This is a genomic window from Mesorhizobium sp. WSM4871 (assembly GCF_055811295.1).
Window position 1 is genome coordinate 500,873 of the sequence record NZ_JBVVPU010000002.1, and the last position, 20,469, is coordinate 521,341.

At 63.8% G+C, this 20,469-nt stretch carries 25 protein-coding genes; 4 read left to right on the forward strand and 21 right to left on the reverse strand.

Annotated elements, in window-relative coordinates:
* Positions 1–7: 7 nt before the first annotated feature.
* The 9 genes from AC0L2H_RS05800 to gcvA form a co-directional block, all read right to left on the reverse strand.
* Positions 8–1,594, reverse strand: a complete 1,587-nt coding sequence (locus AC0L2H_RS05800; RefSeq protein WP_473589304.1) for an FGGY-family carbohydrate kinase — start codon at positions 1,592–1,594, stop codon at positions 8–10.
* Positions 1,591–2,274 (reverse strand): HAD family hydrolase, encoded by a 684-nt coding sequence (locus AC0L2H_RS05805; RefSeq protein ID WP_473589305.1) that lies wholly within the window; start codon positions 2,272–2,274, stop codon positions 1,591–1,593. The genes AC0L2H_RS05800 and AC0L2H_RS05805 overlap by 4 nt, the downstream gene beginning before the upstream one ends.
* 14 nt (positions 2,275–2,288) lie before the next feature.
* The gene (locus AC0L2H_RS05810) at positions 2,289–3,767 is read right to left on the reverse strand and encodes a mannitol dehydrogenase family protein (RefSeq protein ID WP_473589306.1); all 1,479 of its coding nucleotides are present in this window, start codon (positions 3,765–3,767) and stop codon (positions 2,289–2,291) included.
* A gap of 70 nt (positions 3,768–3,837) precedes the next feature.
* The gene (locus tag AC0L2H_RS05815) at positions 3,838–4,608 is read right to left on the reverse strand and encodes an L-iditol 2-dehydrogenase (protein WP_473589307.1); all 771 of its coding nucleotides are present in this window, start codon (positions 4,606–4,608) and stop codon (positions 3,838–3,840) included.
* Complete coding sequence (locus AC0L2H_RS05820) at positions 4,605–5,609, reverse strand: ABC transporter ATP-binding protein (protein WP_473589308.1); 1,005 nt, start codon at positions 5,607–5,609, stop codon at positions 4,605–4,607. The genes AC0L2H_RS05815 and AC0L2H_RS05820 overlap by 4 nt, the downstream gene beginning before the upstream one ends.
* A gap of 47 nt (positions 5,610–5,656) precedes the next feature.
* Entirely contained in the window at positions 5,657–6,481 is an 825-nt protein-coding gene (locus tag AC0L2H_RS05825; RefSeq protein WP_107648868.1) for a carbohydrate ABC transporter permease, read from the reverse strand.
* Between the two features lie 10 nt (positions 6,482–6,491).
* On the reverse strand, positions 6,492–7,364 hold the full coding sequence (locus tag AC0L2H_RS05830; RefSeq protein ID WP_473589309.1) for a carbohydrate ABC transporter permease: 873 nt from the start codon (positions 7,362–7,364) through the stop codon (positions 6,492–6,494).
* A gap of 136 nt (positions 7,365–7,500) precedes the next feature.
* Entirely contained in the window at positions 7,501–8,811 is a 1,311-nt protein-coding gene (locus AC0L2H_RS05835; RefSeq protein ID WP_107648866.1) for an ABC transporter substrate-binding protein, read from the reverse strand.
* Positions 8,812–9,116: 305 nt separating this feature from the next.
* Complete coding sequence (gene gcvA, locus AC0L2H_RS05840) at positions 9,117–10,034, reverse strand: transcriptional regulator GcvA (protein ID WP_473589310.1); 918 nt, start codon at positions 10,032–10,034, stop codon at positions 9,117–9,119.
* Between the two features lie 100 nt (positions 10,035–10,134).
* On the opposite strand from gcvA, the gene AC0L2H_RS05845 reads away from it, so the two are divergent.
* Positions 10,135–10,320: a hypothetical protein gene (locus tag AC0L2H_RS05845; RefSeq protein WP_473589311.1), complete on the forward strand. Its 186-nt coding sequence runs from the start codon at positions 10,135–10,137 to the stop codon at positions 10,318–10,320.
* Positions 10,321–10,341: 21 nt separating this feature from the next.
* Here AC0L2H_RS05845 and AC0L2H_RS05850 read toward each other — a convergent pair whose 3' ends face one another.
* Positions 10,342–11,295, reverse strand: a complete 954-nt coding sequence (locus tag AC0L2H_RS05850) for a sugar-binding transcriptional regulator (RefSeq protein WP_473589312.1) — start codon at positions 11,293–11,295, stop codon at positions 10,342–10,344.
* A 212-nt stretch (positions 11,296–11,507) separates the two neighbouring features.
* On the opposite strand from AC0L2H_RS05850, the gene AC0L2H_RS05855 reads away from it, so the two are divergent.
* Entirely contained in the window at positions 11,508–12,143 is a 636-nt protein-coding gene (locus AC0L2H_RS05855; RefSeq protein ID WP_473589313.1) for an HAD family hydrolase, read from the forward strand.
* Here AC0L2H_RS05855 and AC0L2H_RS05860 read toward each other — a convergent pair whose 3' ends face one another.
* The 7 genes from AC0L2H_RS05860 to ureC form a co-directional block, all read right to left on the reverse strand.
* Complete coding sequence (locus AC0L2H_RS05860) at positions 12,144–12,911, reverse strand: class II aldolase and adducin N-terminal domain-containing protein (protein ID WP_473589314.1); 768 nt, start codon at positions 12,909–12,911, stop codon at positions 12,144–12,146.
* Between the two features lie 86 nt (positions 12,912–12,997).
* On the reverse strand, positions 12,998–13,639 hold the full coding sequence (ureG, locus tag AC0L2H_RS05865) for an urease accessory protein UreG (RefSeq protein ID WP_473589315.1): 642 nt from the start codon (positions 13,637–13,639) through the stop codon (positions 12,998–13,000).
* The gene (locus AC0L2H_RS05870) at positions 13,636–14,076 is read right to left on the reverse strand and encodes a DUF3995 domain-containing protein (RefSeq protein ID WP_473589316.1); all 441 of its coding nucleotides are present in this window, start codon (positions 14,074–14,076) and stop codon (positions 13,636–13,638) included. The genes ureG and AC0L2H_RS05870 overlap by 4 nt, the downstream gene beginning before the upstream one ends.
* Positions 14,073–14,744: an urease accessory protein UreF gene (locus AC0L2H_RS05875; RefSeq protein WP_473589317.1), complete on the reverse strand. Its 672-nt coding sequence runs from the start codon at positions 14,742–14,744 to the stop codon at positions 14,073–14,075. Before AC0L2H_RS05875 ends, AC0L2H_RS05870 begins: the two co-directional genes overlap by 4 nt.
* Entirely contained in the window at positions 14,737–15,312 is a 576-nt protein-coding gene (locus AC0L2H_RS05880) for an urease accessory protein UreE (RefSeq protein WP_473589318.1), read from the reverse strand. The genes AC0L2H_RS05875 and AC0L2H_RS05880 overlap by 8 nt, the downstream gene beginning before the upstream one ends.
* A gap of 55 nt (positions 15,313–15,367) precedes the next feature.
* The gene (locus AC0L2H_RS05885; RefSeq protein ID WP_473589319.1) at positions 15,368–15,961 is read right to left on the reverse strand and encodes a hypothetical protein; all 594 of its coding nucleotides are present in this window, start codon (positions 15,959–15,961) and stop codon (positions 15,368–15,370) included.
* A gap of 47 nt (positions 15,962–16,008) precedes the next feature.
* Entirely contained in the window at positions 16,009–17,721 is a 1,713-nt protein-coding gene (gene ureC, locus AC0L2H_RS05890; RefSeq protein ID WP_473589320.1) for an urease subunit alpha, read from the reverse strand.
* A gap of 191 nt (positions 17,722–17,912) precedes the next feature.
* On the opposite strand from ureC, the gene AC0L2H_RS05895 reads away from it, so the two are divergent.
* Entirely contained in the window at positions 17,913–18,299 is a 387-nt protein-coding gene (locus tag AC0L2H_RS05895; RefSeq protein WP_473589321.1) for a hypothetical protein, read from the forward strand.
* Between the two features lie 123 nt (positions 18,300–18,422).
* Positions 18,423–18,917, forward strand: a complete 495-nt coding sequence (locus tag AC0L2H_RS05900) for a hypothetical protein (protein WP_473589322.1) — start codon at positions 18,423–18,425, stop codon at positions 18,915–18,917.
* A gap of 14 nt (positions 18,918–18,931) precedes the next feature.
* Here the strand turns inward: AC0L2H_RS05900 and AC0L2H_RS05905 are convergent, their stop codons facing one another.
* Genes AC0L2H_RS05905 through AC0L2H_RS05920 form a run of 4 tightly spaced genes read right to left on the reverse strand, consistent with a single transcriptional unit; the run spans position 18,932 to position 20,456 of the window.
* The gene (locus AC0L2H_RS05905; protein WP_473589323.1) at positions 18,932–19,237 is read right to left on the reverse strand and encodes an urease subunit beta; all 306 of its coding nucleotides are present in this window, start codon (positions 19,235–19,237) and stop codon (positions 18,932–18,934) included.
* A gap of 8 nt (positions 19,238–19,245) precedes the next feature.
* Complete coding sequence (locus AC0L2H_RS05910; RefSeq protein WP_473589324.1) at positions 19,246–19,839, reverse strand: HupE/UreJ family protein; 594 nt, start codon at positions 19,837–19,839, stop codon at positions 19,246–19,248.
* A 31-nt stretch (positions 19,840–19,870) separates the two neighbouring features.
* Complete coding sequence (locus AC0L2H_RS05915) at positions 19,871–20,125, reverse strand: DUF1272 domain-containing protein (RefSeq protein WP_107648848.1); 255 nt, start codon at positions 20,123–20,125, stop codon at positions 19,871–19,873.
* Between the two features lie 28 nt (positions 20,126–20,153).
* The gene (locus AC0L2H_RS05920) at positions 20,154–20,456 is read right to left on the reverse strand and encodes an urease subunit gamma (RefSeq protein ID WP_006325996.1); all 303 of its coding nucleotides are present in this window, start codon (positions 20,454–20,456) and stop codon (positions 20,154–20,156) included.
* Positions 20,457–20,469: the final 13 nt, after the last annotated feature.

Consider the following 20,469-nt stretch of genomic DNA (forward strand, 5'->3'; position numbering starts at 1 on the left):
GGCGAAACTACCTGATTTCGTCCAGCGCCTGCCTCTGCCGATGCATCTCGAGGAACACGCGGTAGTCTCGATCGAACCGGCCGCTGGCTGCCGAATTCGACAGCCGCTTCTTGCCGCCCTGCTGCATGGCGACGCAAGCCGCATTCAGATCGGGAAAAAGCCCGGCGGCGGTGGCAGCCACCATGCCGGTGCCGAGCAGCACCGCCTCGTCGGCGAGCGGCTCGACCACCGTGCAGCCGGTGGCGTCGGCATAAAGCTCCATCAGCAGCGGGTTCTTGGTGTGGCCGCCGGTGACATGCAGCGTGTCGATCAGATAGCCGTTCTCGTTCAGCGCCTCCAGCACATGGCGCACGCCGAGCGCGATGCCGACGGCGGTGCGCCAATAGAGCTTGCACAGGCTGTCGAAGGAGGAATCGAGCGTCAGCCCGCTGATGACGCCGACCGCATGCGGGTCGGCGAGCGGCGAGCGGTTGCCGTGGAAATCGGGCAGCACATGCAGCCTTGCCGCCAGGTTTTCGCCGTCGGCGGCGCGCAGTTCGGCGACACGCCGGGCGATCCTGGCATGCATGGCGGCGTCCGGCTCGCCGCCGGCGCCGTGCCAGCGGATGATATGGTCGAGCAGCGCGCCGGTAGCCGACTGGCCGCCTTCCGACAGCCAGAGGCCGGGAAGCGCCGCGCCATAATACGGGCCCCAGACGCCGGCGAAAGGCTGCGGGTCGGGCGACATCGCCATGACGCAAGACGATGTGCCGGCGATCAACGCCAGGTGCCGGCCGATATTCTTGTCATCACCGGCGAAGCCGCCGAGCACGCCGAGCGCGCCGGCATAGGCGTCGATGACGCCGGCTCCCACCCGGCACTTTTCGGTTAGGCCAAGCTCCGCCGCCGCTTCGGCGGAGAGAGCGCCTATATCGGTCCCTACCGGGCTTGCCTTCTCCGGCAGATTGCCGTGCTGGAAGAGATCCGCGAGCCCCACCGTCTCGAAGAAGTCGCGCCGCCAGCCGGTTTCCTCATGCGCCAGGTAGGTCCATTTGGCGGTCAGCGTGCATTGCGAGCGCGCCAGCGATCCCGTCGACTTCCAGGTAAGGAAATCGGTGAGGTCAAAAAGGTAGCCGGCTTCATTCCATGTGCCGGGCAGGTTACGCTTCAGCCACATCAGTTTCGGCGTCGCCATCTCCGGCGACATGACGCCGCCGATATAGTCGAGCACGGCATGGCCGCTTTCGGTGCATTCGTCGGCCTCGGCAATGGCGCGGTGATCGAGCCAGACGATAGTGTCCCAGCGCCTTTCGCCGGTGACGGACACACTGAGCTGGCCGCCATCCCTGTCGCGCACCACCAGCGAGCAGGTGGCGTCGAAGGAGATGCCGACGATGTCGTTCGCCGTCGCGCCCGATTTTTCGCGCGCGGCGCGCACGGCAATACAGACCGCCGACCAGATGTCCTCGGAATTGTGCTCGGCGTGATCGGCCTTGGGCCGATTCATGGCGATCGGATGCTCCGCGCGGCCGAGCAAGGTGCCTTTGGTGTCGAGAATGCCCGCACGGGCGCTCCCGGTGCCGACGTCGACCGCGCAAACGAAACTGTTGGTCAAGATGCTTTTACTCTCGCTCCCAGGCCTGCAATCAGATCGGGCAATTGCAGCATGTCAGCGAATATAAAGTCCGGCTCACTCGACGCAAGCCGCGCTTTCAAGGCCGGGTTGCCGGCATGCGAGCCGCCGGTGAACGCAGCCACGCGCATGCCCGCCTCCCGCGCCGCCGCGATGCCGGCCGGACTGTCCTCGACGACGAGGCATTTGCTCGGATGTGCCCGCATGCTGGCTGCGGCGTGGAGGAAGAGGTCGGGCGCGGGTTTGCCGCGAGCAACCATGGTGGCGCTGAACAGATGCGGCTCCATGAGCCCGAGCAGCCCGGTGACGTCGAGCGCATAGCGGATGCGATCGAGCGTACCGGACGAGGCGACGCAATATGGCACGCCGAGCCTGGGCAACACTTCCGTGATGCCAGGCATCGGCTTCAGCTCCTCGCGAAATTTGCGCATCAGCTCGACGCGCATCGCAGTGAGATGCCCGTCGGTGATGTCGAGCCCGAAGTCGCGGCCGAGGATTTCGCGGACGCTCTTCATGCTCCTGCCGAGGAAATGCTCGTAGGCCGCATCCTCGCCGACCGTACCGCCGGCGAGCGCGATCATGCCGAGCAGTGCGGCGACCGACAGCGCCTCGCTGTCGACCAGCACGCCGTCACAGTCGAAAATGACCAGCTCGGGCGTCATAGCAGTGGCCGATCTCAGAGCTTGCCGGCGAGGTACTGCGTCAGCGTCGCGCGCGCGCCATTCGCCCAGAGCAGCTTGAGCGCACGCGCGAAGGCCTCGGCGAATGTCGCCGAGCGGCCGACATCGCCATAGATGTCCTCCATGGCAAGCCAGGCGGCCGGCGCATCCTTTGCCGCCTTTGCGGTCGTCTGCAGCCGGTCCCAGCTCGGATCGTTGGGCTCGATGACAGCGCCGCTATCGGTCGTGCCGAAGCAATAACGGCACCAGAGAGCCGATTCCAGCGCGAGGCCGGTGATACTCTTTCCCGCCTTCAGCCGGTCGGCGATGGTGGGAATGATGAATTTCGGCTGGCGGTTGGAGCCGTCGAGACAAAGCCTGCGGATGGTGTCGCCGATCTTCGGGTTGGAGAAGCGGCTCTCGATCAGCTGGTAATAGTCTTCCAGCTTCGTGTCCGGCACCGGCGGCACCGTCGGGATGATCTCATCGTGCTCCAGCTTGGCAAGAAAGTCGCGCACCAGCGGCTCCTGCATCGCCTCATGGACGAAATGGATGTCCATCAGCCCAGCCGGATAGGCAATGGTGGCATGGCCGCCATTGAGGATGCGGATCTTCATCAGCTCATAGGGCGCGACATCCCTGACGAACTGCACGCCGACCTTTTCCAGCGGTGGCCTGCCGTCGGTGAAATGATCCTCCAGCACCCATTGCCGGAACGGCTCGCAGAACACCGGCCAGTTGTCCTCAAGGCCGAACTCGTTGGCCAATATGCCGCGCTCCCGATCGGTGGTGGCCGGGGTGATGCGGTCGACCATGCCATTCGGGAAGGCGACGTTCTGGCCGATCCAGTCGGCGAGATCCTCGTCGATCAAGCGGGCGAGGCCGATAACGCCATCGGAGGTGACGTGGCCATTGTGAGGGATGTTGTCGCAGGACATGACCGTGAACGGCACGATGCCGTCATCGCGGCGGCGCAGCAGGCCGGCAAGGATGATGCCGAAGACCGTCTTCGGTACAGCGCCCGGTTGGGCATCGGCGACGATGTCGGGATGGGAGGGATTGAACAGGCCCGACGCCGGGTCGATGAAATAACCGCCCTCGGTGATGGTCAGCGAGACGATCCTGATTGCCGGATCGGCAAGCTGCTCGATGATCGCCTCGGCATCGCCCGGCATCAGGAAGTCGATCATGACGCCGGTGACGCGGGCGCTCATATGGCCTGAGTCCTGCTCGACGACAGTGGTCAGCCAATCCTGCTCTTCAAGCTTGCTGCGGCCGACCTTCTCGCCGGCGAATACGCCGGCGCCGACAACCGCCCAGTCATGGCCGGCACCCGAATTGAACAGATCGTCGAGATAGACGGCCTGATGCGAGCGATGGAAATTGCCGACGCCGAAATGCACGATACCGGCCTTCAGCGCAGCGCGATCGTATTTCGGGCCAGCAACCTTGGCAGGTAGATTGGCGAGGCTTGACGAAGAGAGCTTTACGGTCATCTGCTTTTACCCTTTGGCGGGACTACTCTTCTCCCCGTGGAGGGACGAAGAGAAGAGCGCCCTCACCCCCTCAACTCATCCACTGGCCGCCGTCGACATTGTAGGTCTGGGCAACGATGTAGTCGGCCTCGTCGCTGGCCAGGAACACGGCCATGCCTGTCAGGTCTTCCGGCTTACCCATGCGGCCGTAAGGCACGCCTTCGCCCACCAGCCTCCGCTTCTCGCCCTTCGGCCGGTTCTCGTATTTGGCGAACAGCGCATCGACCTCGTCCCACATGTCGCTGTCGACGACGCCGGGCGCGATGCCATTGACATTGATGCGGTGCTTGATCAGGGCGAGCCCGGCTGACTGGGTGAGCGAAATGACGGCGGCCTTGGTGGCGCAATAGACAGCGACCAGCGGCTCGCCACGCCGGCCGGCCTGGCTCGCCATGTTGATGATCTTGCCGCCCTTGCCCCTGGCGATCATTGCACGGCTCGCTGCCTGCAGCATGAACAGCGTGCCGGCGACATTGACGGAAAACAGCTTTTCGTAGCTCGCCTTGGTGATCTCGACGATCGGCGCCAGGTCGAAAAGCGCGGCGTTATTGATCAGTATGTCCAACCCGCCGGTCCTCGCCTCGACCGCCTCGACCGCCGCCTCGATCGAGGACAGGTCGGCGACGTCGAGCCTGAGCGCATAGGCATTTTTGCCGATCTCGGACGCGGTCTTTTCCGCCGCTTCGAGGTTGATGTCGGCAATTGCCACCGTGGCGCCTTCGCGAACATAGGCTTCGGCGAAAGCCTTGCCGATGCCGCGCGCCGACCCAGTGATCAGCGCCGATTTGCCCTTCAGTCTCACTGTGCCAGCGCCTTTCCGTCGGCACCGAAGCGGTGCAACTTCGCTTTGTCGGGTGTCAGATAGATCGTGTCGCCGTGATGGACGGCCAGTTCGCCGTCGGCACGCACCGTCAGCGGCCCGACACCGTCTGCCTGCACGTGCAGGAAGGTGTCGGAACCGAGGTGCTCGGCTACGCCGACCGTGGCTTTCCAGTCGCCCGACGCCGTCGAGATGTTCATGTGCTCGGGCCTGATGCCGACGGTCTTGGCGCCATATTTGGCCGCCGGCGCACCTTCGATCAGGTTCATCTTGGGTGAGCCTATGAAGCCGGCGACAAACAGATTGCGCGGCGTCTTGTAAAGCTCCATCGGCGAGCCGACCTGCTCGATGTTGCCGGCGTTGAGCACGACGATCTTGTCGGCCATGGTCATCGCCTCGACCTGATCGTGGGTGACGTAGATCATCGTCGTCTTGAGCTGATGATGCAATTCGCTGATCTCGAGGCGCATGGTGCCCCGCAAAGCCGCGTCGAGGTTGGAAAGCGGCTCGTCGAACAGGAAGGCCGAAGGCTGGCGTACGATGGCGCGGCCGATGGCGACGCGCTGGCGCTGGCCACCGGAAAGCTGGCCGGGACGACGCTCGAGATAGTTGGTGAGGTTCAGCACACGCGCGGCGTCCTTCACCTTCCTGTCGATCGTCGCCTGGTCCTCGCCGGCCATCTTCAGCGGGAAGGCGATGTTCTTGGCCACCGTCATATGCGGGTAGAGCGCATAGGACTGGAACACCATGGCGAGCTTGCGCTTGGCCGGCGCTTCGCCGGTCACGTCACGGCCGTCGATGTTGATGGTGCCGCCGCTGGTGTCTTCGAGCCCGGCGATCAGCCTGAGCAGCGTGGACTTGCCACAGCCCGACGGCCCGACGAAGACGACGAACTCGCCATTCTCGATCACCAGATCGATGCCCGGGATGATGACCGTCGAGCCGAAGGACTTTGAGACGTTCTTGAGCGTGATGTTTCCCATGGTTTCCTCCCGAGATTATTTTTCGCCAGATGCTTCGGGCAACGTCCCTATTTCACGGCACCAAATGTCAAGCCGCGCACCAGCTGCTTCTGGCTGAACCAGCCCATGATCAGGATCGGCGCGATCGCCAGCGTCGAGGCCGCCGACAGCTTCGCCCAGAACAGGCCTTGCGGGCTGGAGAAGGAGCTGATGAAGGCGGTGAGCGGTGCGGCTTCGGTGGTGGTCAGCCGGATGGTCCAGAACGCCTCGTTCCAGGCCAGGATGATGTTGAGGAGCATCGTCGAGGCGATGCCGGGCACCGCCATCGGCGTCAGCACATAGACGATCTCGTTCCACAGCGAGGCGCCGTCCATGCGCGCTGCCTCCAGGATCTCGCCCGGGATTTCGCGGAAGTAGGTGTAGAGCATCCACACCACGATCGGCAGGTTGATCAGCATCAGCATGATCATCAGGCCGATGCGGCTGTCGAGCAATCCGGTATCGCGGAAGATCAGGTAGATCGGGAACAGCACGGCGACCGCCGGCATCATCTTGGTGGACAGCATCCACATCAATATGTCCTTGGTGCGCTTGGTCGGCGAGAAGGCCATCGACCATGCCGCCGGTATGGCGACAAGCAAAGCCAGGATGGTCGAGCCGACCGACAACAGCACCGAGTTGAGGAAGAACTTGAAATAGCCGCTCTGCGCCTGGACCTCGGAATAGCTTTCCGTGGTCCCCGACGGGAACAGGTTGAAGCCCTGGATCGCCTCCTGTTCCGACTTGAACGAAGTGATGACCGTATAGAGGATCGGGAAGAAGATCAGCAGGGCGACGATCCAGGCGGCCGCGGTCGCGATCGTCTTGTGCTGGGTGGTGACTGCACGTGCCATCTTATCCTCCCTATTTGTCCAGGTTCTTGCCGACGGCGCGCATGGCGAAGAAGGCAACGATGTTGGCGAGAATGACGGCGATCACGCCGCCGGCAGATGCCTGGCCGATTTTGAACTCGAGCAGCGCCTTCTGGTAGACGAGGAAGGGCAGGTTGGTGGAAGCGTAGCCCGGGCCGCCATTGGTGGTGACGAGGATTTCGGCATAGACCGACAGCAGGAAGATCGTCTGGATCAGGATCACCACCGTGATGGCGCGCGACATGTGCGGCAGCGTCAGGTAGATGAAGCGGCTGACGAAGCCGGCGCCGTCCATCTCGGCGGCTTCCTTCTGCTCGCCATCAAGTGATTGAAGGGAGGTCAGCAGGATCAGCGTCGCAAATGGCAGCCACTGCCAGGCGACGATGATGATGATGGCGGTCAGCGGATATTGCCCGAACCAGTCGATCGGCTGCCCGCCGAAGAAGCGCGCAATGTCGGCAAAGACGCCGTATTGCGGATGCATGATCATGTTCTTCCATACCAGGGCCGCGACCGGCGGCATGACGAAGAACGGCGAGATGACGAGGATGCGGACGATGCCTTGTCCCCACATCGGCTGGTCGATCAGCAGCGCGAGCGCGATGCCGCCGATCACCGTGATCAACAGAACGCTGCCCACGAGGACAAGCGTGTTGATGATCGACTGCAGGAAGGCCGGGTTGGAATAGAACAGCGCGTAGTTGGAAAAGCCGATGAAGCCGTCGCGGATCGGGTTCAGCGGATTGTATTGCTGGAAGGAGAACCAAATGGTGATGACCAGCGGCACAATCATCCAGACGAACAGCAGCACCACGGATGGCGCCATCATGAAGCGGGCAAGCGAACGGGTCTGCTGAGTAGCCATGACGGTCACCCTTCAAAGGTCAGCCACAATTTTTCAAGTGGGAAGGTGGCCGCCCGAACTGGGACTCGGGCGGCCGCCCTGCTGGTCACGGTGGAGCCGGTCGCGATGCGCTACCTGCTCGGCACCGGGAGGAGCCTTACTGGATATAACCGCCCTCGGTCATCGTCGCGGTGGCGGCGTCCTGAGCCTGCTTCAACGCATCGTCGACGCTCGACTGGCCGGCGAGTGCCGCCGAGAAGAGCTGGCCGACAGTGGTGCCAAGTCCCTGGAATTCGGGGATGGCGACGAACTGGACGCCGACATAGGGCACCGGCTTGACAGTCGGGTGCGTCGGATCGGCGGCATTGATGGAGTCCAGCGTCATCTTGGCGAAGGGCGCTGCCTTCTGGTACTCGGGATTGGCGTAGAGCGAGGAGCGCGTTCCGGGCGGGGCATTGGCCCAGCCTTCCTTCGAAGCGACGAGTTCGGCATAGTGCTTGCTCGTTGCCCAGGCGACGAACTTCTCCGCCGCTTCAGCCTTCTGCGTGCCGGCGGGGATGGCCAGTGACCAGGCCCACAGCCAGTTGCCGCGCTTGCCGAGCCCATTGTCGGGCGCCAGCGCATAACCGACCTTGTCGGCGACCGTCGAGTTCTTCGGGTCGGAGACGAAGGAGGCGGCGACCGTGGCATCGATCCACATGCCGCATTTGCCTTGCTGGAACAGCGCCAGGTTCTCGTTGAAGCCGTTGGACGAGGCGCCCTCGGGGCCGTCGGCCTTCATCAGGTCGACATAGAACTGAAGCGTGTTCTTCCATTCCGGCTGGTCGAACTGCGGCTTCCAGTTCTCGTCGAACCAGCGAGCGCCGAAGGAGTTCGACATGGCGGTCAGGAAGGCCATGTTCTCGCCCCAGCCGGCCTTGCCGCGCAGGCAGACGCCGTTCACGCCATTGGCGCGGTCGGTCATCTTGTCGGCGGCCTGCTTGATGAAGTCCCAGGTCGGCGCGTCGGGCATGGTCAGCCCGGCCTTCTCCATCAGGTCCTTGCGGTACATGACGAAGGAGCTTTCGCCGTAAAAAGGCGCGGCATAGAGTTTGCCGTCGACCGAAAGGCCGCCGGCAATGGCCGGGATGATGTCCTTGGCGTCATAGTCGTCGCCGAGCTTGTCGAGCGCCAACAGCCAGCTCTGCTTGGCCCAGATCGGCACTTCGTAGGTGCCGATGGTCATCACGTCATACTGACCGCCCTTGGTGGCGATGTCGGTGGTGACGCGCTCGCGCAAGACGTTTTCCTCAAGCGTGACCCAGTTGAGCTGAATGTCGGGATTCGCCTTGGTGAAGTCGTCGGTCAGCTTCTGCATGCGGACCATGTCGCCATTGTTGACCGTGGCGATGGTGATGGATTCGGCATGCGCGGCGAATGCAAGGGCGCTGGCCGACAACAGGCCCAGGGTGAGCGTGCGAAGTTTCATCAATTCCTCCCATAAACCAAGATGAGCATTTGCCTTGGCTTTGGGCAATTACTCACTCTCCGTTAATTATGTCAAGCCGGATTCGTTGCTGCAGCGCAGCACGAAGAGGCGACGGCAGCTCGCGCCTGACGTTTTGGGGCTATCGGAAGCTGTGCCGGCCGCGAAAGGTCGGACTTCGGCGATCGTCTGGCCTTGAGGATGATGCCGAAAAGCGTGAAGCGGTTTTCGGACGGCATCATGCTCTATCTCTTTGATTTAGACCCGGATTCAGACTTCAGGTCGACTTGCCCTGAAATCATCCGGCTCTAGCCTGCCTGTTGCCGGGCGATCTCGGCCAGGATCCAGTCGCGGAAGGCCCGGATCTTCGGTACGTTGCGCCGCGCCTGGGGATAGACCAGCCAATAAGAGTGGCCATCGTCGCCGACCAGGTCGAAAGGCTGGATCAGGCGGCCATCGGCAAGCTCGGCCTTGAACAGCGCCCTGGTCACAATCGCCACGCCCTGGCCGGCGATGGCGGCGTTCGCCTCATAGGCCTGCGCTCCCATGCTGGTGCCGGGGCGCTTTGCCAGTTCCTCGACCGGCAGGCCGGCGGCGACAAACCAGTCCCGCCACCAGATGTCGCCGGGGTCGAGGATCGGCAGGCGCAACAGGTCGGCCGGCTCCTTGACGCCGCCGATGCTGGCCGCCAGCGCCGGGCTCAGAACCGGCGTGAAATCCGCATTGAAAAGCTTGTGCACCTCGACGCCCGGCCAGGCGCCGCCTCCGGAGCGGATGGCGATATCGATGTCCTCGCGGGCGAAATCGACAAGGCGGTTCGAGGTATCGAGACGCACCGCCAGCGACGGATGCGCGACCTGGAACGAGCCAAGATGCCGGGCCAGCCAGTTAGAGGCAAAGGTCAGCAGCGTCGAAACGCACAGCACGCCGTCGGCGCCGCTGCGCGCGGCGGCATAGGCGCCGCTCAGCAGAGCGAATGCCTCGCTGACCGCCGGCGCCAGGCGTTGCCCCGCCTCGGTCAATACGATCTGCTTGGGGCGGCGCAGGAACAAAGGCGCGCCGACACGCTCTTCCAGGAGCTTGATCTGGTAGCTTGCCGCCGCCTGCGTCATGCCGAGCTCCTCGGCTGCCTTGGTGAAGGACAGATGCCGCGCCACCGCCTCGAACACCCGGATCGCGGCGAGCGGCGGGAGCTGTGATATCTGCCGTGAACTGAGCTCGGGCATAAGGACTCCTTATGGGCCGTAATCGACGTTTGATTGGCGGCAAGGCGCCGCCAGGCCGATATTCGTGGTCGACGATCCCTCATAGCGAAGGCTGACGATCATGACCACGGTCCAGGAAAAACTGCTTCTCGCTCCAGGCCACGGCTGGTTTTCGCGGTTGGTGCGCGGATTTGCTCGGCACGTGGCGCGGAAACGGGCCTATCTCGACATCAGGGAATTGCCGCCGCATTTGCAACGCGACATGGGTTTTCTCGACGGCAACGACCCATACGGCCCGCGCCAGTAGCCTTGCTGGATTTATCCCCAATCAGCCTGCCAGCAGCGCGGCTGCGGTTTTCTCATCGGTGATGAGGCCGTTGACCAGCCGCCGGTTCACCGCCGCAAGGATGCCCGGCAGTTTGCGCTCGCCCATGGCGAGCGCGATCACCAGCGACTTTTCACGCGACGGCAATGCCGCCGACGACACCCGTTCATTGGTGATGCCCTCGATCATCCGGCCTTCGCGGTCGAACACCCAGCCGACGATTTCGGCGACACCGCCTGCCTTTTGCAGCGCTTTCAGCTCGCTTTCGGAAATGAAGCCGTCCTCGTAAAGCGGCGCCCTGGGGCCGAGATCGCCAATGCCGACGAAGGTGACGTCGGCCTCCGCCGCAAGCGCCAACGTCGGCTGGATCATCGGCTGGTTGAGCAGCATCTCGCGTTCCTCCGGCGAAGAGGCGATGACCGGCAGCGGCATCGGGAAGGAGCGCGCCTTGACCCGGTCGGCCATGGTGAAGATGACATTGTAGAAAGCGGCCGAACCGTCGGGCGAGATGTTGCCGGTCAGCGACACCACCTTGTGCTGCGGGCATTCCATTGGCGGTAGCTGCTCGATCGCCGCCTTCAGCGTGCGGCCGGTGCCGATGGCCATGACGATCGGCTCCGGTGACCTCAGCCGCCGCTCGATCTCGGCCGCCGCCGCCTCGGCGATGCCGATGATGGTGGAGGACGAAGCGGGATCGCTCGGCACCACTTCGACCAGGTCGAGCGCGAAGCGCGATTTCAGCCGTGCCGCGAGGTCGAGGCAATTGGCGATCGGATGATCGACACGCACCTTGATCAACCCTTCCGACACCGCCAGCGACACCAGCCGTTGCGCGGTCTGCCTGGAAATGCCGAGCGTGGCGGCGATCTGGTCCTGCGTGTTGCCGGCAACATAGTAGAGCCAGCCGGCGCGCGCCGCGTCGTCCAGCCTGCTGCTGCCTTCCTGCCGCGAATTCAATTTCAGTCCTCCCGCCTCCACCCATCACAGGACGGATGCCATAGTCTTGCAGGGAATTGCCCCGTGCGCAATTGTCTATCGCCAGAGCAATTGCTTGCACCGTTAGGGCTGGTTCCAACGATGCAATCGCCCCATCTACATCGCGGATCGACGGGCTCGACGGTTTATCTCCCGGTGCAAACCCGTTAAGGGGATCGAAAGAGGATTCTCGCATGACACCGAAAGCGGTTTTCTGGGACATGGACGGAACGCTGGTCGACAGCGAGCCGCTGCACGAGGCGGCCTTGGTGGCGGCGCTGCACAGTGTCGGCATCCCGCCTCCAAGCAACCTGCATCAGCGGGTGCTCGGTGTCGCCGCATGGCCGGTCTATGAGATGCTGCGCGAGGAGTTCGGTCTCGACCTGCCTTTCGACGCCTGGATCGTGCGCAAATACGATCACTACCTGCCGATGGCCGAGACGCTGGTGCCGCGTCCGGGCGCCATCGAGATCTTCAACGAACTGCGCGCGCTTGGCGTGGAACAGGCGGTGGTGTCCAATTCCGACCGGCTTATCGTCGACGCCAATCTGCGGGCGGTCGGCCTTTCCTATCCCGGCATGAAAACCATCAGCCGCAACGATGTGCGCGAGGGCAAGCCGCATCCCGAGCCGTTCCTGCGCGCCGCCTGGCTGGCCGGCGTCGATCCCACGCAAGCGATTGCGGTCGACGACAGCCGCACAGGCGCTATGGCCGGGCTGGCGGCAGGGATGAAGACGATGTTCTGGCCGGAGGCGCCGATGGAAGGACCGCCCGGCGCCATCGTCATCAACAGCGCCGAGGAATTACGGGCCGAACTGGGGCTTAAATAGTCAGTTCCGGTAGACCGGCTCCTGCTCGTCGAGAATCGCTTTCAGCTCCGAAAGATGCCTTTCGGCCTGGCCGGGATAGTCTTCCTGCTCGCGCGCCGCTTTTTCGGCGATCTCGTCGGAAAGCACGCGCAGCGGCCGGCCGGTCCACAGCGCCTTGATGTAGGTCTCGGCGGCGCGCTCGAAATAGAACATGCGGTTGAAAGTGTCGGCGACGCTGTCGCCGATGACCAGCACGCCGTGATTGCCCATGACCATCACCTTGACCTTCGGATCGACGAGAAGCTGCGAGCAGCGTTCGCCCTCCTCCTCGAACGCCAGCCCGCCATAATGGCCGTCGACGACATGGCGGTTGAAGAAGATCGCCGAGTTCTGGTCGATTGGCGGCAAGGTCGAGTCGGCCAGCGAGGCGAGCACGGTGGCGTGGATCGAGTGCACATGCATGACGCAGCGCGCATGGCGCACATTGCGATGGATGGCGCCGTGCAGGCCCCATGCCGTCGGGTCGGGCGCATTGGGGCCGGAGAGCGTGTCGGGATCGTTGGCGTCGATCAAAAGCAGGTCGCTCGCCTTGATGCGCGAGAAATGCACCTGGTTGGGATTCATCAGGAATTGCGAGCCGTCTTCGTTGACGGCCAGCGAGAAATGATTAGCCACCGCCTCATGCATGTTGAGCCGCGCCGTCCAGCGGAAGGCGCAAGCAAGATCAACGCGCTCCTCATAGAAGGGCAGATTGGTCAGCGGTTCCTTCTGCAGGCGGGCGATGCTCATTGAAAACCTCCGTCAAAGAATGAAGGATGCCGCGCACTGACGACGCGCGCAACCGGTTTCGTTTGGTGCAGGCGAGCGTCGTTAGCTTACGCGGCGGTGCTTGTGGCGGCGCCGACCCGCAGCCCGCCCTGTTCGGCGATGAAATCGATCACCTCCTGCAAGCCCTTGCCGCGCGACAGGTCGGTAAAGCCGAACGGCCGCTTGCCGCGCATGCGGGCCGCATCGGCCTCCATGACATCGAGATTGACGTTCACATAGGGCGCGAGATCGCTCTTGTTGATGACCAGGAAGTCGGAGCGCGTGATCGCCGGGCCGCCCTTGCGCGGGATCTCCTCGCCCTGGCAGACCGAGATGACATAAAGCGTCAGATCGGCGAGATCGGGCGAGAAGGTGGCTGCAAGGTTGTCGCCTCCGGATTCGATGAAGACGATGTCGAGATCCGGGAATTTTTTGTTCATCTCGGCGATCGCCTGCAGATTGATCGAGGCATCTTCGCGGATGGCGGTGTGCGGGCAGCCGCCGGTCTCGACACCGACGATACGGTCCTCCGGCAGCGCCTGGAGGCGCGCCAGCATCATGGCGTCCTCCCTGGTGTAGATGTCGTTGGTGACGACGGCGATGGAGAACTCGTCGCGCAGTGCCTTGCAGAGCTTTTCGGTGAGCGTCGTCTTGCCGGAGCCGACGGGGCCGCCGATGCCGATGCGAAGAGGACCATTGGTCTGTGTCATGCGGAAAACCTCGTGATGGCAAGGATGGCGAAGCCTGCCCCGATCAACAGGCAGAGCGGCGAATAATAGCTGACATCAAGCCGCGCGAAAGGCTGTTCGGACGCCAGCCGCCGCCACCAGGGCGTGAAGCCGGCAACGCCACGGCCGAGGAAAACCAGTGCAATGAGCAGCGATGCGGCGGCAAGCCCGGCCTTGGGAAAGGGTGTGGCGAAAACACCCTCCAGCGCCATCGGCCATAGCGTCGCCAGGCCGAGGCAAGCGGCGACGGCAAAGCAGGCGAAGGGCGCCGGCATCTCGTCGACGCCGCGAAAGCCGACCACGGCGTGGGCGCAGGAGGCAGCATCCCTGCCCGGCCAGATGCCGCCAATGCCCCAGTAGACATGAAGCGTGGTGATCAGCAGCAGGACGAAGGAAAGAATGAAGGCAAGCACGATCATGAACGAAACAGCCGGGAATACTGGGTTTCGTGCTTCATCGCCATGATGTCGGAGACAAAGGCGCAGCCGCCGAGATCGTCAAGCGTCGAATTGGTGGCGCGGGATGCCGTTTCCAACGCCAGCGGCTCGAAGCCGGCGAGCAGCGCCATGGCTTCCGTCTGGCCGACGACGCCGAGCCTGATCGCGGCCTGGACGAGATTGGAGAAGAAGGCCTGCAGGAAGGCCGACAGCGCGTCTGGCAAGGCGATGCCGTTGCCGCCGGCCACCGCGCCGACAGCGACGCAATAGGGGCATTCGGCCGGCAGACGTTCCAGCACGTGGCACGGCCAGGCCGAGGCCGCCTTCAGGAAAGCCGCGCCTTGCAGCATTGTCTCGGTGTGGCGCTCACGCGAGCCGGCCAGGGCCTCGGCAAGTGCGGCGATCCCGTCGAGATCGCCGCCCTCGCGGGCGCGCCGCCAGCTTTCGGCGAACAGCACCGCGTCGTTCCAGCCCGAGCCCATCTCGACCAGCGTCTCCAGCCACGCGGCAAGGTCCTGGCGGTCGGCCACCAACCCGTCATGCACCGTGCGTTCGAGGCCATGGCTGTAGGAAAAGCCGCCAACCGGAAAAGCCGGCGACAGCCACGCCATCAGCCGCAACAGGGCGATGCCCGAAGGCTGGTCAGTCATGGTGATGGTCATGCGAATGGCTGTGCGAATGAGAATGCGACTGGCCATCGGCATGCGAACGCGCTTCGGCATGGCTGTGCGCCTCGGCATGGGCATGACCATGGCCGGAATAGGCGCCGCGCACCGGCACGAACGGTTCCAGGACATCGGTGACCGTGGCGCCCAGCCCTTCCAGCATCGCCTTGATGACATGGTCGCGCAGGATGAGGATGCGGCTCGTCCCGATGTTTGCTGCAAGGTGACGGTTGCCGATATGCCAGGCGAGCTCGGTGAGATGGGCAGCGCTCAAGGCGCGGATGTCGTAGAGTGGTTCCTCGGCGGCGATGATCTCGACATGGCGGCCATCCTCGAGCACCAGCCGATCGCGGTCGCCCAAGGCAACCGGCTCGGGCAGGTCGACCAGCACCTTGTCGCCGCCTGACGTCTCGATGGCGCGGCGGCGCAGATGCCGCTCGTCATGGGCAAGCACGACACGATCATAGGGTGCGGTCGTTCCGGCCTCGCTGGCGGCCAGCACGGAGATGGCGCGCGGGAATTTGGTGAAGTCGGTGCGGATGTCGAGCTTCATGTAAATCTGCCTTCCGTGAGAACCTAGACCATCCTGCCCGTCGGCCCAACGGGGCTCAAGCGATCGTGTCGAAGAGCCGCAGGATGAACGATATCTGGTAGATCAGCGTGCCGGCGACAAAGGCGATATGAAAGCGGCGGTCGCGCACCAGGATCGCGACAATGCAGAGCACGACGAAAACCGGCGTTCGGATCAGATATTCGATACCGAAATGGGCGAAATGCTCCGGCCCTTTCAGCAGCGTGTCGATCACGTCGAGCAGATAGGTCGTGGCCAGCAGGCCGAAGAACCAGGCGCGGCGCGAATAGAAGAAATCCTCGTAGCTGGTGTAGTCGAGCATGGAATCCGGGAACAGCAGCGCGCACAGCATGAACAGGATGACGGCGTAGAAGATGAGGAACAGGTATTTGCCAAATGTCCAGGTCTGAATGGCGAAGAGGTCGAATTCCCACCACCAGAAATGCACCAGCAACAACAGCATGGAGCCGACCCAGGCCAGATGCACGGGATAGAGCTTGTACTGGGCAGGGTGCTGGACGATGCGGGCCAGCCCCGACAGAAGGCGCGTCACGCCGAGACCGATCACCATGCCCATGACGATGCGGATATGTGGGAAGACGTCATGGGCAGAAACGAGCTGCTGTTCCATGGATTTATCGCGGCCTGTTCTGCATCAGGCGTTCTAGCGCCATCGCGCTAAAACAGAAAGTACCTTTGCGCCATCGGCAGCACCGTGGCCGGCTCGCAGGTGAGCAGCTCGCCGTCGGCCCGGACCTCGTAGGTTTCGGGGTCGACCTCGACATGCGGTGTGGCGTCGTTGAGCACCATCGAATGCTTGCCGATGCCGCCACGGGTGTTTTCGACCGCGACCATGGCCTTGTCGACGCCGAGCCGGCCTTGCAGTCCTGAGTCGAAAGCAGCCTTGGAGACGAAGGTTACCGACGAATTGGTAAGCGCCTTGCCATAGGCGCCGAACATCGGCCGGTAATGCATCGGCTGCGGCGTCGGGATCGAAGCATTGGGATCGCCCATCGGAGCGGCGGCGATCGAGCCGCCGACCAGCACCATCTCCGGCTTGACGCCAAAGAACGCCGGGTTCCACAGCACGAGGTCGGCGCGTTTTCCCACCGCCACCGAGCCGATCTCCTTCGACAGGCCGTGCGCGATGGCCGGATTGATGGTGTATTTGGCGATGTAGCGGCGGACGCGGAAATTGTCGTTGTCACCGGTCTCCTGCGGCAGCGAACCACGCTGGCGCTTCATCTTGTCGGCGGTCTGCCAGCAGCGGATCGCCACCTCGCCGACGCGGCCCATGGCTTGGCTGTCCGACGAGATGATCGAGAAGGCGCCGAGGTCGTGCAGGATGTCTTCCGCCGCGATGGTCTCCTTGCGGATGCGGCTTTCGGCAAAGGCGATGTCCTCGGGGATCGACGGCGACAGATGATGGCAGACCATCAGCATATCGAGATGCTCGGCCAGCGTGTTGACCGTGTAGGGCCGCGTCGGATTGGTCGAGGACGGGATGACGTTGGGCAGGCCGCAAACCTTGATGATGTCAGGCGCGTGGCCACCGCCGGCGCCTTCGGTGTGGAAGGCATGGATGGTGCGGCCCTTGATCGCCGCGACGGTGTTTTCGACAAAACCCGATTCGTTCAGCGTGTCGGTGTGGATCATCACCTGAACGTCATAATCGTCGGCGACCGACAGGCAGCAGTCGATGGCCGCCGGCGTCGTGCCCCAATCCTCGTGCAGCTTCAGCGAGCAGGCGCCGGCGAGCACCATCTCCTCGAGGGCCGCCGGCAGCGAGGCGTTGCCCTTGCCCGACAGGCCGATATTCATCGGGAAGGCGTCGAAGGACTGAATCATGCGCGCCATGTGCCACGGCCCCGGCGTGCAGGTGGTGGCCAGCGTGCCATGCGCCGGGCCGGTGCCGCCGCCGAGCATGGTGGTGATGCCGGACATCAGCGCTTCCTCGATCTGCTGCGGGCAGATGAAATGGATATGCGCGTCGAAGCCGCCGGCGGTCAGGATCTTGCCCTCGCCGGCGATGATCTCCGTGCCGGGGCCGATGACGATGGTGACGCCCGACTGCGTATCCGGATTGCCGGCCTTGCCTATCGCGGCGATGCGGCCATCCCTGAGGCCGATATCGGCCTTGACGATGCCGGCCACGGCGTCGACGATCAGGGCGTTGGTGATGACGGTGTCGACCGCGCCTTGCGCGCGCGACACCTGGCTCTGGCCCATGCCGTCGCGAATCACCTTGCCGCCGCCGAATTTCACCTCCTCGCCATGCAGGGTGAAATCCTTTTCGACCTCGATGAACAATTCGGTGTCGGCAAGCCGAACTCTATCACCGACCGTCGGGCCATACATCTGGGCGTAGGCAGCGCGGGTGATTCTAGCCATCAGCAATTGCTCCCGAAATACGGCCCGAAGATGCGGCCGGAAGATGTGGTTTGTCGAAGCCCGGCCCACATTGTCGCCACCCTATGGTCACGCAATGACCCGCTCGGCGACACCTTGCGATCCCATTTACCCTTTGAGGTGGCTGGGCCGCCCCAAACCGACCGTTTGCCAATCGATGGAAAGGAAGATCCATGCGCAAAACGATACTTCCCGCAGCCGCTGCAACGCTGATGCTCGCGAGCGCCGCCTACGCCCAGCAACAGCCGGCGCAGTCCGCGCCGGCTCAGCCGCCCGCAGCACCCGCTCCGGCGGCGCCTGGAGCTCAGCCGGCCGCGCCAACGATCCAGAGCGTCAACATCGTCGACATCAAGGAGCTGCCCGCGGCCACCCAGACGCAGGTCAACCAGGTGATCGCCCAGCGCGGCGACGAAGGTCTGCAGAAACTGCGCAGCTCGATCGACGCGACACCGCAGGTCAAGTCCGCGCTTGAAGCCAAGGGGCTGACCTCGGCGCAGGTGATCGCCGCCAGCATGAGCAACGATGGCGCGCTGACCCTGATCACCAAGAAAGCGAGTTGACGACAGGCCGTGGCGGGCCGGCACAAGGTCGGCCTGCCGCGTCGAGCAGGGAACCTTCACAGGGGAGGATGCGTTTCGACTTTTTGGCGTGAAAACGAGTCTCGAGAGGGCTGAGAGCAAGCCATGGCGATAACCATTTTCCCTGACGCCAAATGGCTTCATGCGACTGCCGCGGCGGTGTTTCTGGCGGCGAGCGTTCCCCACACCGCGCTCAATGCGCAAAGTCTCGAGAGCCCCGATACCGTCGACCGGATCGTCGGCTCCGAGGTCGGGCAGGAAGAGACCAACACGGCCGTGGAGGCCCGCAAGGTCGCTACCGCGATCGACCGGACGCGCGAGAACATCGGCACGGTCCGCAAGACATCCAAGCTCGACAAGGTCGATATCGTTTTCCTGACCGACGCCGCGCGCACGGAAGGCGGCCCGCCGCCGGCGATCGAGAGCAAGGTCGAGCAACATCAGGACGACATTGCGGAATTGCGCAAGGAGATCGAGGCGAATGCGCTGCTGTTCAACGCCATCGACTCGCGCCGCGTGACGACCGAAGACGTTCTCGCCGTCGAATTCGACGATCCGGGAAGGATCGTCATCTACGCCGCGGCCAAGCCATCCAACTAGGCCGTCCATCGATCTCACAGGGCGCCCATGATTTTCTGCTGAAATCCGTAGACCTCGCGCTTACCGCCGAATGGCACCAGCGTGACGTCGCGCTCCTGCCCCGGTTCGAAACGCATGGCCGTGCCGGCGGCGATGTCGAGACGCATGCCCCGCGCCCTCTCGCGATCGAATTTCAGCCCCTCATTGGTTTCGAAGAAATGGTAGTGGCTGCCGACCTGGATCGGCCGGTCGCCGCTGTTGGCCACTTTCAAGGTGACGGTCGGCTGCCCCCTGTTCAGCTCGATGTCGCCGCCTGCTGTGATGATTTCGCCCGGGATCATCGCCAGCCTCACAGAACGCCAAAGACCAGGCCGACGCCGAATGCGGCACAGGCACCGCCGGCGACACGGGCAAGGCTGCGAAACCGCGCGCCAAGACCGAGCCCGGCAGCGATGCCGACGGCATGGAGCGCTGCCGTGGCGACGGCAAAGCCGGCCATATAGTCAAGCCCGCCGGCATTTTCGGGCACCTCGGTGCCATGGGCATGGCCATGGAACAGCGCGAACATGCCGATGATGGCGACGCCGGCAGAGACAGGGAGATCGACAGCCAGCGCGACCAGCAGGCCGAGCGCCACGACCGAGGCCAATATGCCCGGCTCGACGAAGGGCACCGGCACATGCGCCATGCCGAGCGCGCCGCCGGCCAGCATGACGCCGAGGAAGGCCAGTGGCCAGGCAAGAACCGCCTTGCCGCCCTTGAGCGCAGCCCACAGGCCAACGGCGATCATCACCGTCATGTGGTCGAGGCCGGAAAGCGGGTGACTGAAGCCAGATGTGAAGGACGATGTCGTACCGATACCGACATGGGCATAGGCGGGCATCGCCGCGGCCAGAAGCAGGATCGCCGAGAGGGTGGTGCGTTTCATCGTTGCGGGGATCATCTGTAAGCCTTCCGTTTAGGGACGATGCCGGTCAGGCGGCCTTGCTGGAGCCGCAGCCATCGGCCTTGAGCACGCGCTTGGTCGAGGCGGGATATTTCGTCAGCTTCGCTGCCGGGCGGATCGGGCGCGGTGCGAAATTACCGCCGCAGTTCGGACAGACGCCGCCCAGTACATGTTCCACGCACTCTGCGCAGAAGGTGCATTCGAAGGTGCAGATCAGCGCGTCCGTCGCCTCCGGCGGCAGGTCCTTGTCGCAGCATTCGCAGTTGGGGCGCAGCTCAAGCATTTTCTCTCCTCACCTTATCAGCCCTCCCTCACCTTATCGGCTCGTGCACGGTCACCAGCTTGGTGCCGTCGGGAAACGTCGCCTCGACCTGAACGTCGTGGATCATCTCGGCGATGCCTTCCATCACCTGCGCGCGGGTCACGACATGGGCGCCGGCCTCCATCAGTTCGGCGACCGGGCGGCCGTCGCGGGCGCCCTCGACGACGAAGTCGCTGATCAGCGCGATCGCCTCCGGATGGTTGAGCTTGACGCCGCGTTCGAGCCGCTTGCGCGCCACGATGGCCGCCATGGCGATGAGCAGCTTGTCCTTTTCCCTCGGCGTCAGGTTCATGCGTTTTCCCGGA

Coding starts and splice junctions, on each gene's coding strand:
- AC0L2H_RS05880 (WP_473589318.1), bottom strand. CDS start 15,312: ATGAAGCTCGACATCCGCACCGACTTCACCAAATTCCCGCGCGCCATC.
- AC0L2H_RS05825 (WP_107648868.1), bottom strand. CDS start 6,481: ATGGCACGTGCAGTCACCACCCAGCACAAGACGATCGCGACCGCGGCC.
- AC0L2H_RS05915 (WP_107648848.1), bottom strand. CDS start 20,125: ATGCTTGAGCTGCGCCCCAACTGCGAATGCTGCGACAAGGACCTGCCG.
- AC0L2H_RS05830 (WP_473589309.1), bottom strand. CDS start 7,364: ATGGCTACTCAGCAGACCCGTTCGCTTGCCCGCTTCATGATGGCGCCA.
- gcvA (WP_473589310.1), bottom strand. CDS start 10,034: ATGCCCGAGCTCAGTTCACGGCAGATATCACAGCTCCCGCCGCTCGCC.
- AC0L2H_RS05835 (WP_107648866.1), bottom strand. CDS start 8,811: ATGAAACTTCGCACGCTCACCCTGGGCCTGTTGTCGGCCAGCGCCCTT.
- AC0L2H_RS05845 (WP_473589311.1), top strand. CDS start 10,135: ATGACCACGGTCCAGGAAAAACTGCTTCTCGCTCCAGGCCACGGCTGG.
- AC0L2H_RS05805 (WP_473589305.1), bottom strand. CDS start 2,274: ATGACGCCCGAGCTGGTCATTTTCGACTGTGACGGCGTGCTGGTCGAC.
- AC0L2H_RS05855 (WP_473589313.1), top strand. CDS start 11,508: ATGACACCGAAAGCGGTTTTCTGGGACATGGACGGAACGCTGGTCGAC.
- ureC (WP_473589320.1), bottom strand. CDS start 17,721: ATGGCTAGAATCACCCGCGCTGCCTACGCCCAGATGTATGGCCCGACG.
- AC0L2H_RS05860 (WP_473589314.1), bottom strand. CDS start 12,911: ATGAGCATCGCCCGCCTGCAGAAGGAACCGCTGACCAATCTGCCCTTC.
- ureG (WP_473589315.1), bottom strand. CDS start 13,639: ATGACACAGACCAATGGTCCTCTTCGCATCGGCATCGGCGGCCCCGTC.
- AC0L2H_RS05895 (WP_473589321.1), top strand. CDS start 17,913: ATGCGCAAAACGATACTTCCCGCAGCCGCTGCAACGCTGATGCTCGCG.
- AC0L2H_RS05885 (WP_473589319.1), bottom strand. CDS start 15,961: ATGGAACAGCAGCTCGTTTCTGCCCATGACGTCTTCCCACATATCCGC.
- AC0L2H_RS05905 (WP_473589323.1), bottom strand. CDS start 19,237: ATGATCCCGGGCGAAATCATCACAGCAGGCGGCGACATCGAGCTGAAC.
- AC0L2H_RS05900 (WP_473589322.1), top strand. CDS start 18,423: ATGGCGATAACCATTTTCCCTGACGCCAAATGGCTTCATGCGACTGCC.
- AC0L2H_RS05810 (WP_473589306.1), bottom strand. CDS start 3,767: ATGACCGTAAAGCTCTCTTCGTCAAGCCTCGCCAATCTACCTGCCAAG.
- AC0L2H_RS05820 (WP_473589308.1), bottom strand. CDS start 5,609: ATGGGAAACATCACGCTCAAGAACGTCTCAAAGTCCTTCGGCTCGACG.
- AC0L2H_RS05875 (WP_473589317.1), bottom strand. CDS start 14,744: ATGACTGACCAGCCTTCGGGCATCGCCCTGTTGCGGCTGATGGCGTGG.
- AC0L2H_RS05910 (WP_473589324.1), bottom strand. CDS start 19,839: ATGATCCCCGCAACGATGAAACGCACCACCCTCTCGGCGATCCTGCTT.
- AC0L2H_RS05920 (WP_006325996.1), bottom strand. CDS start 20,456: ATGAACCTGACGCCGAGGGAAAAGGACAAGCTGCTCATCGCCATGGCG.
- AC0L2H_RS05870 (WP_473589316.1), bottom strand. CDS start 14,076: ATGATCGTGCTTGCCTTCATTCTTTCCTTCGTCCTGCTGCTGATCACC.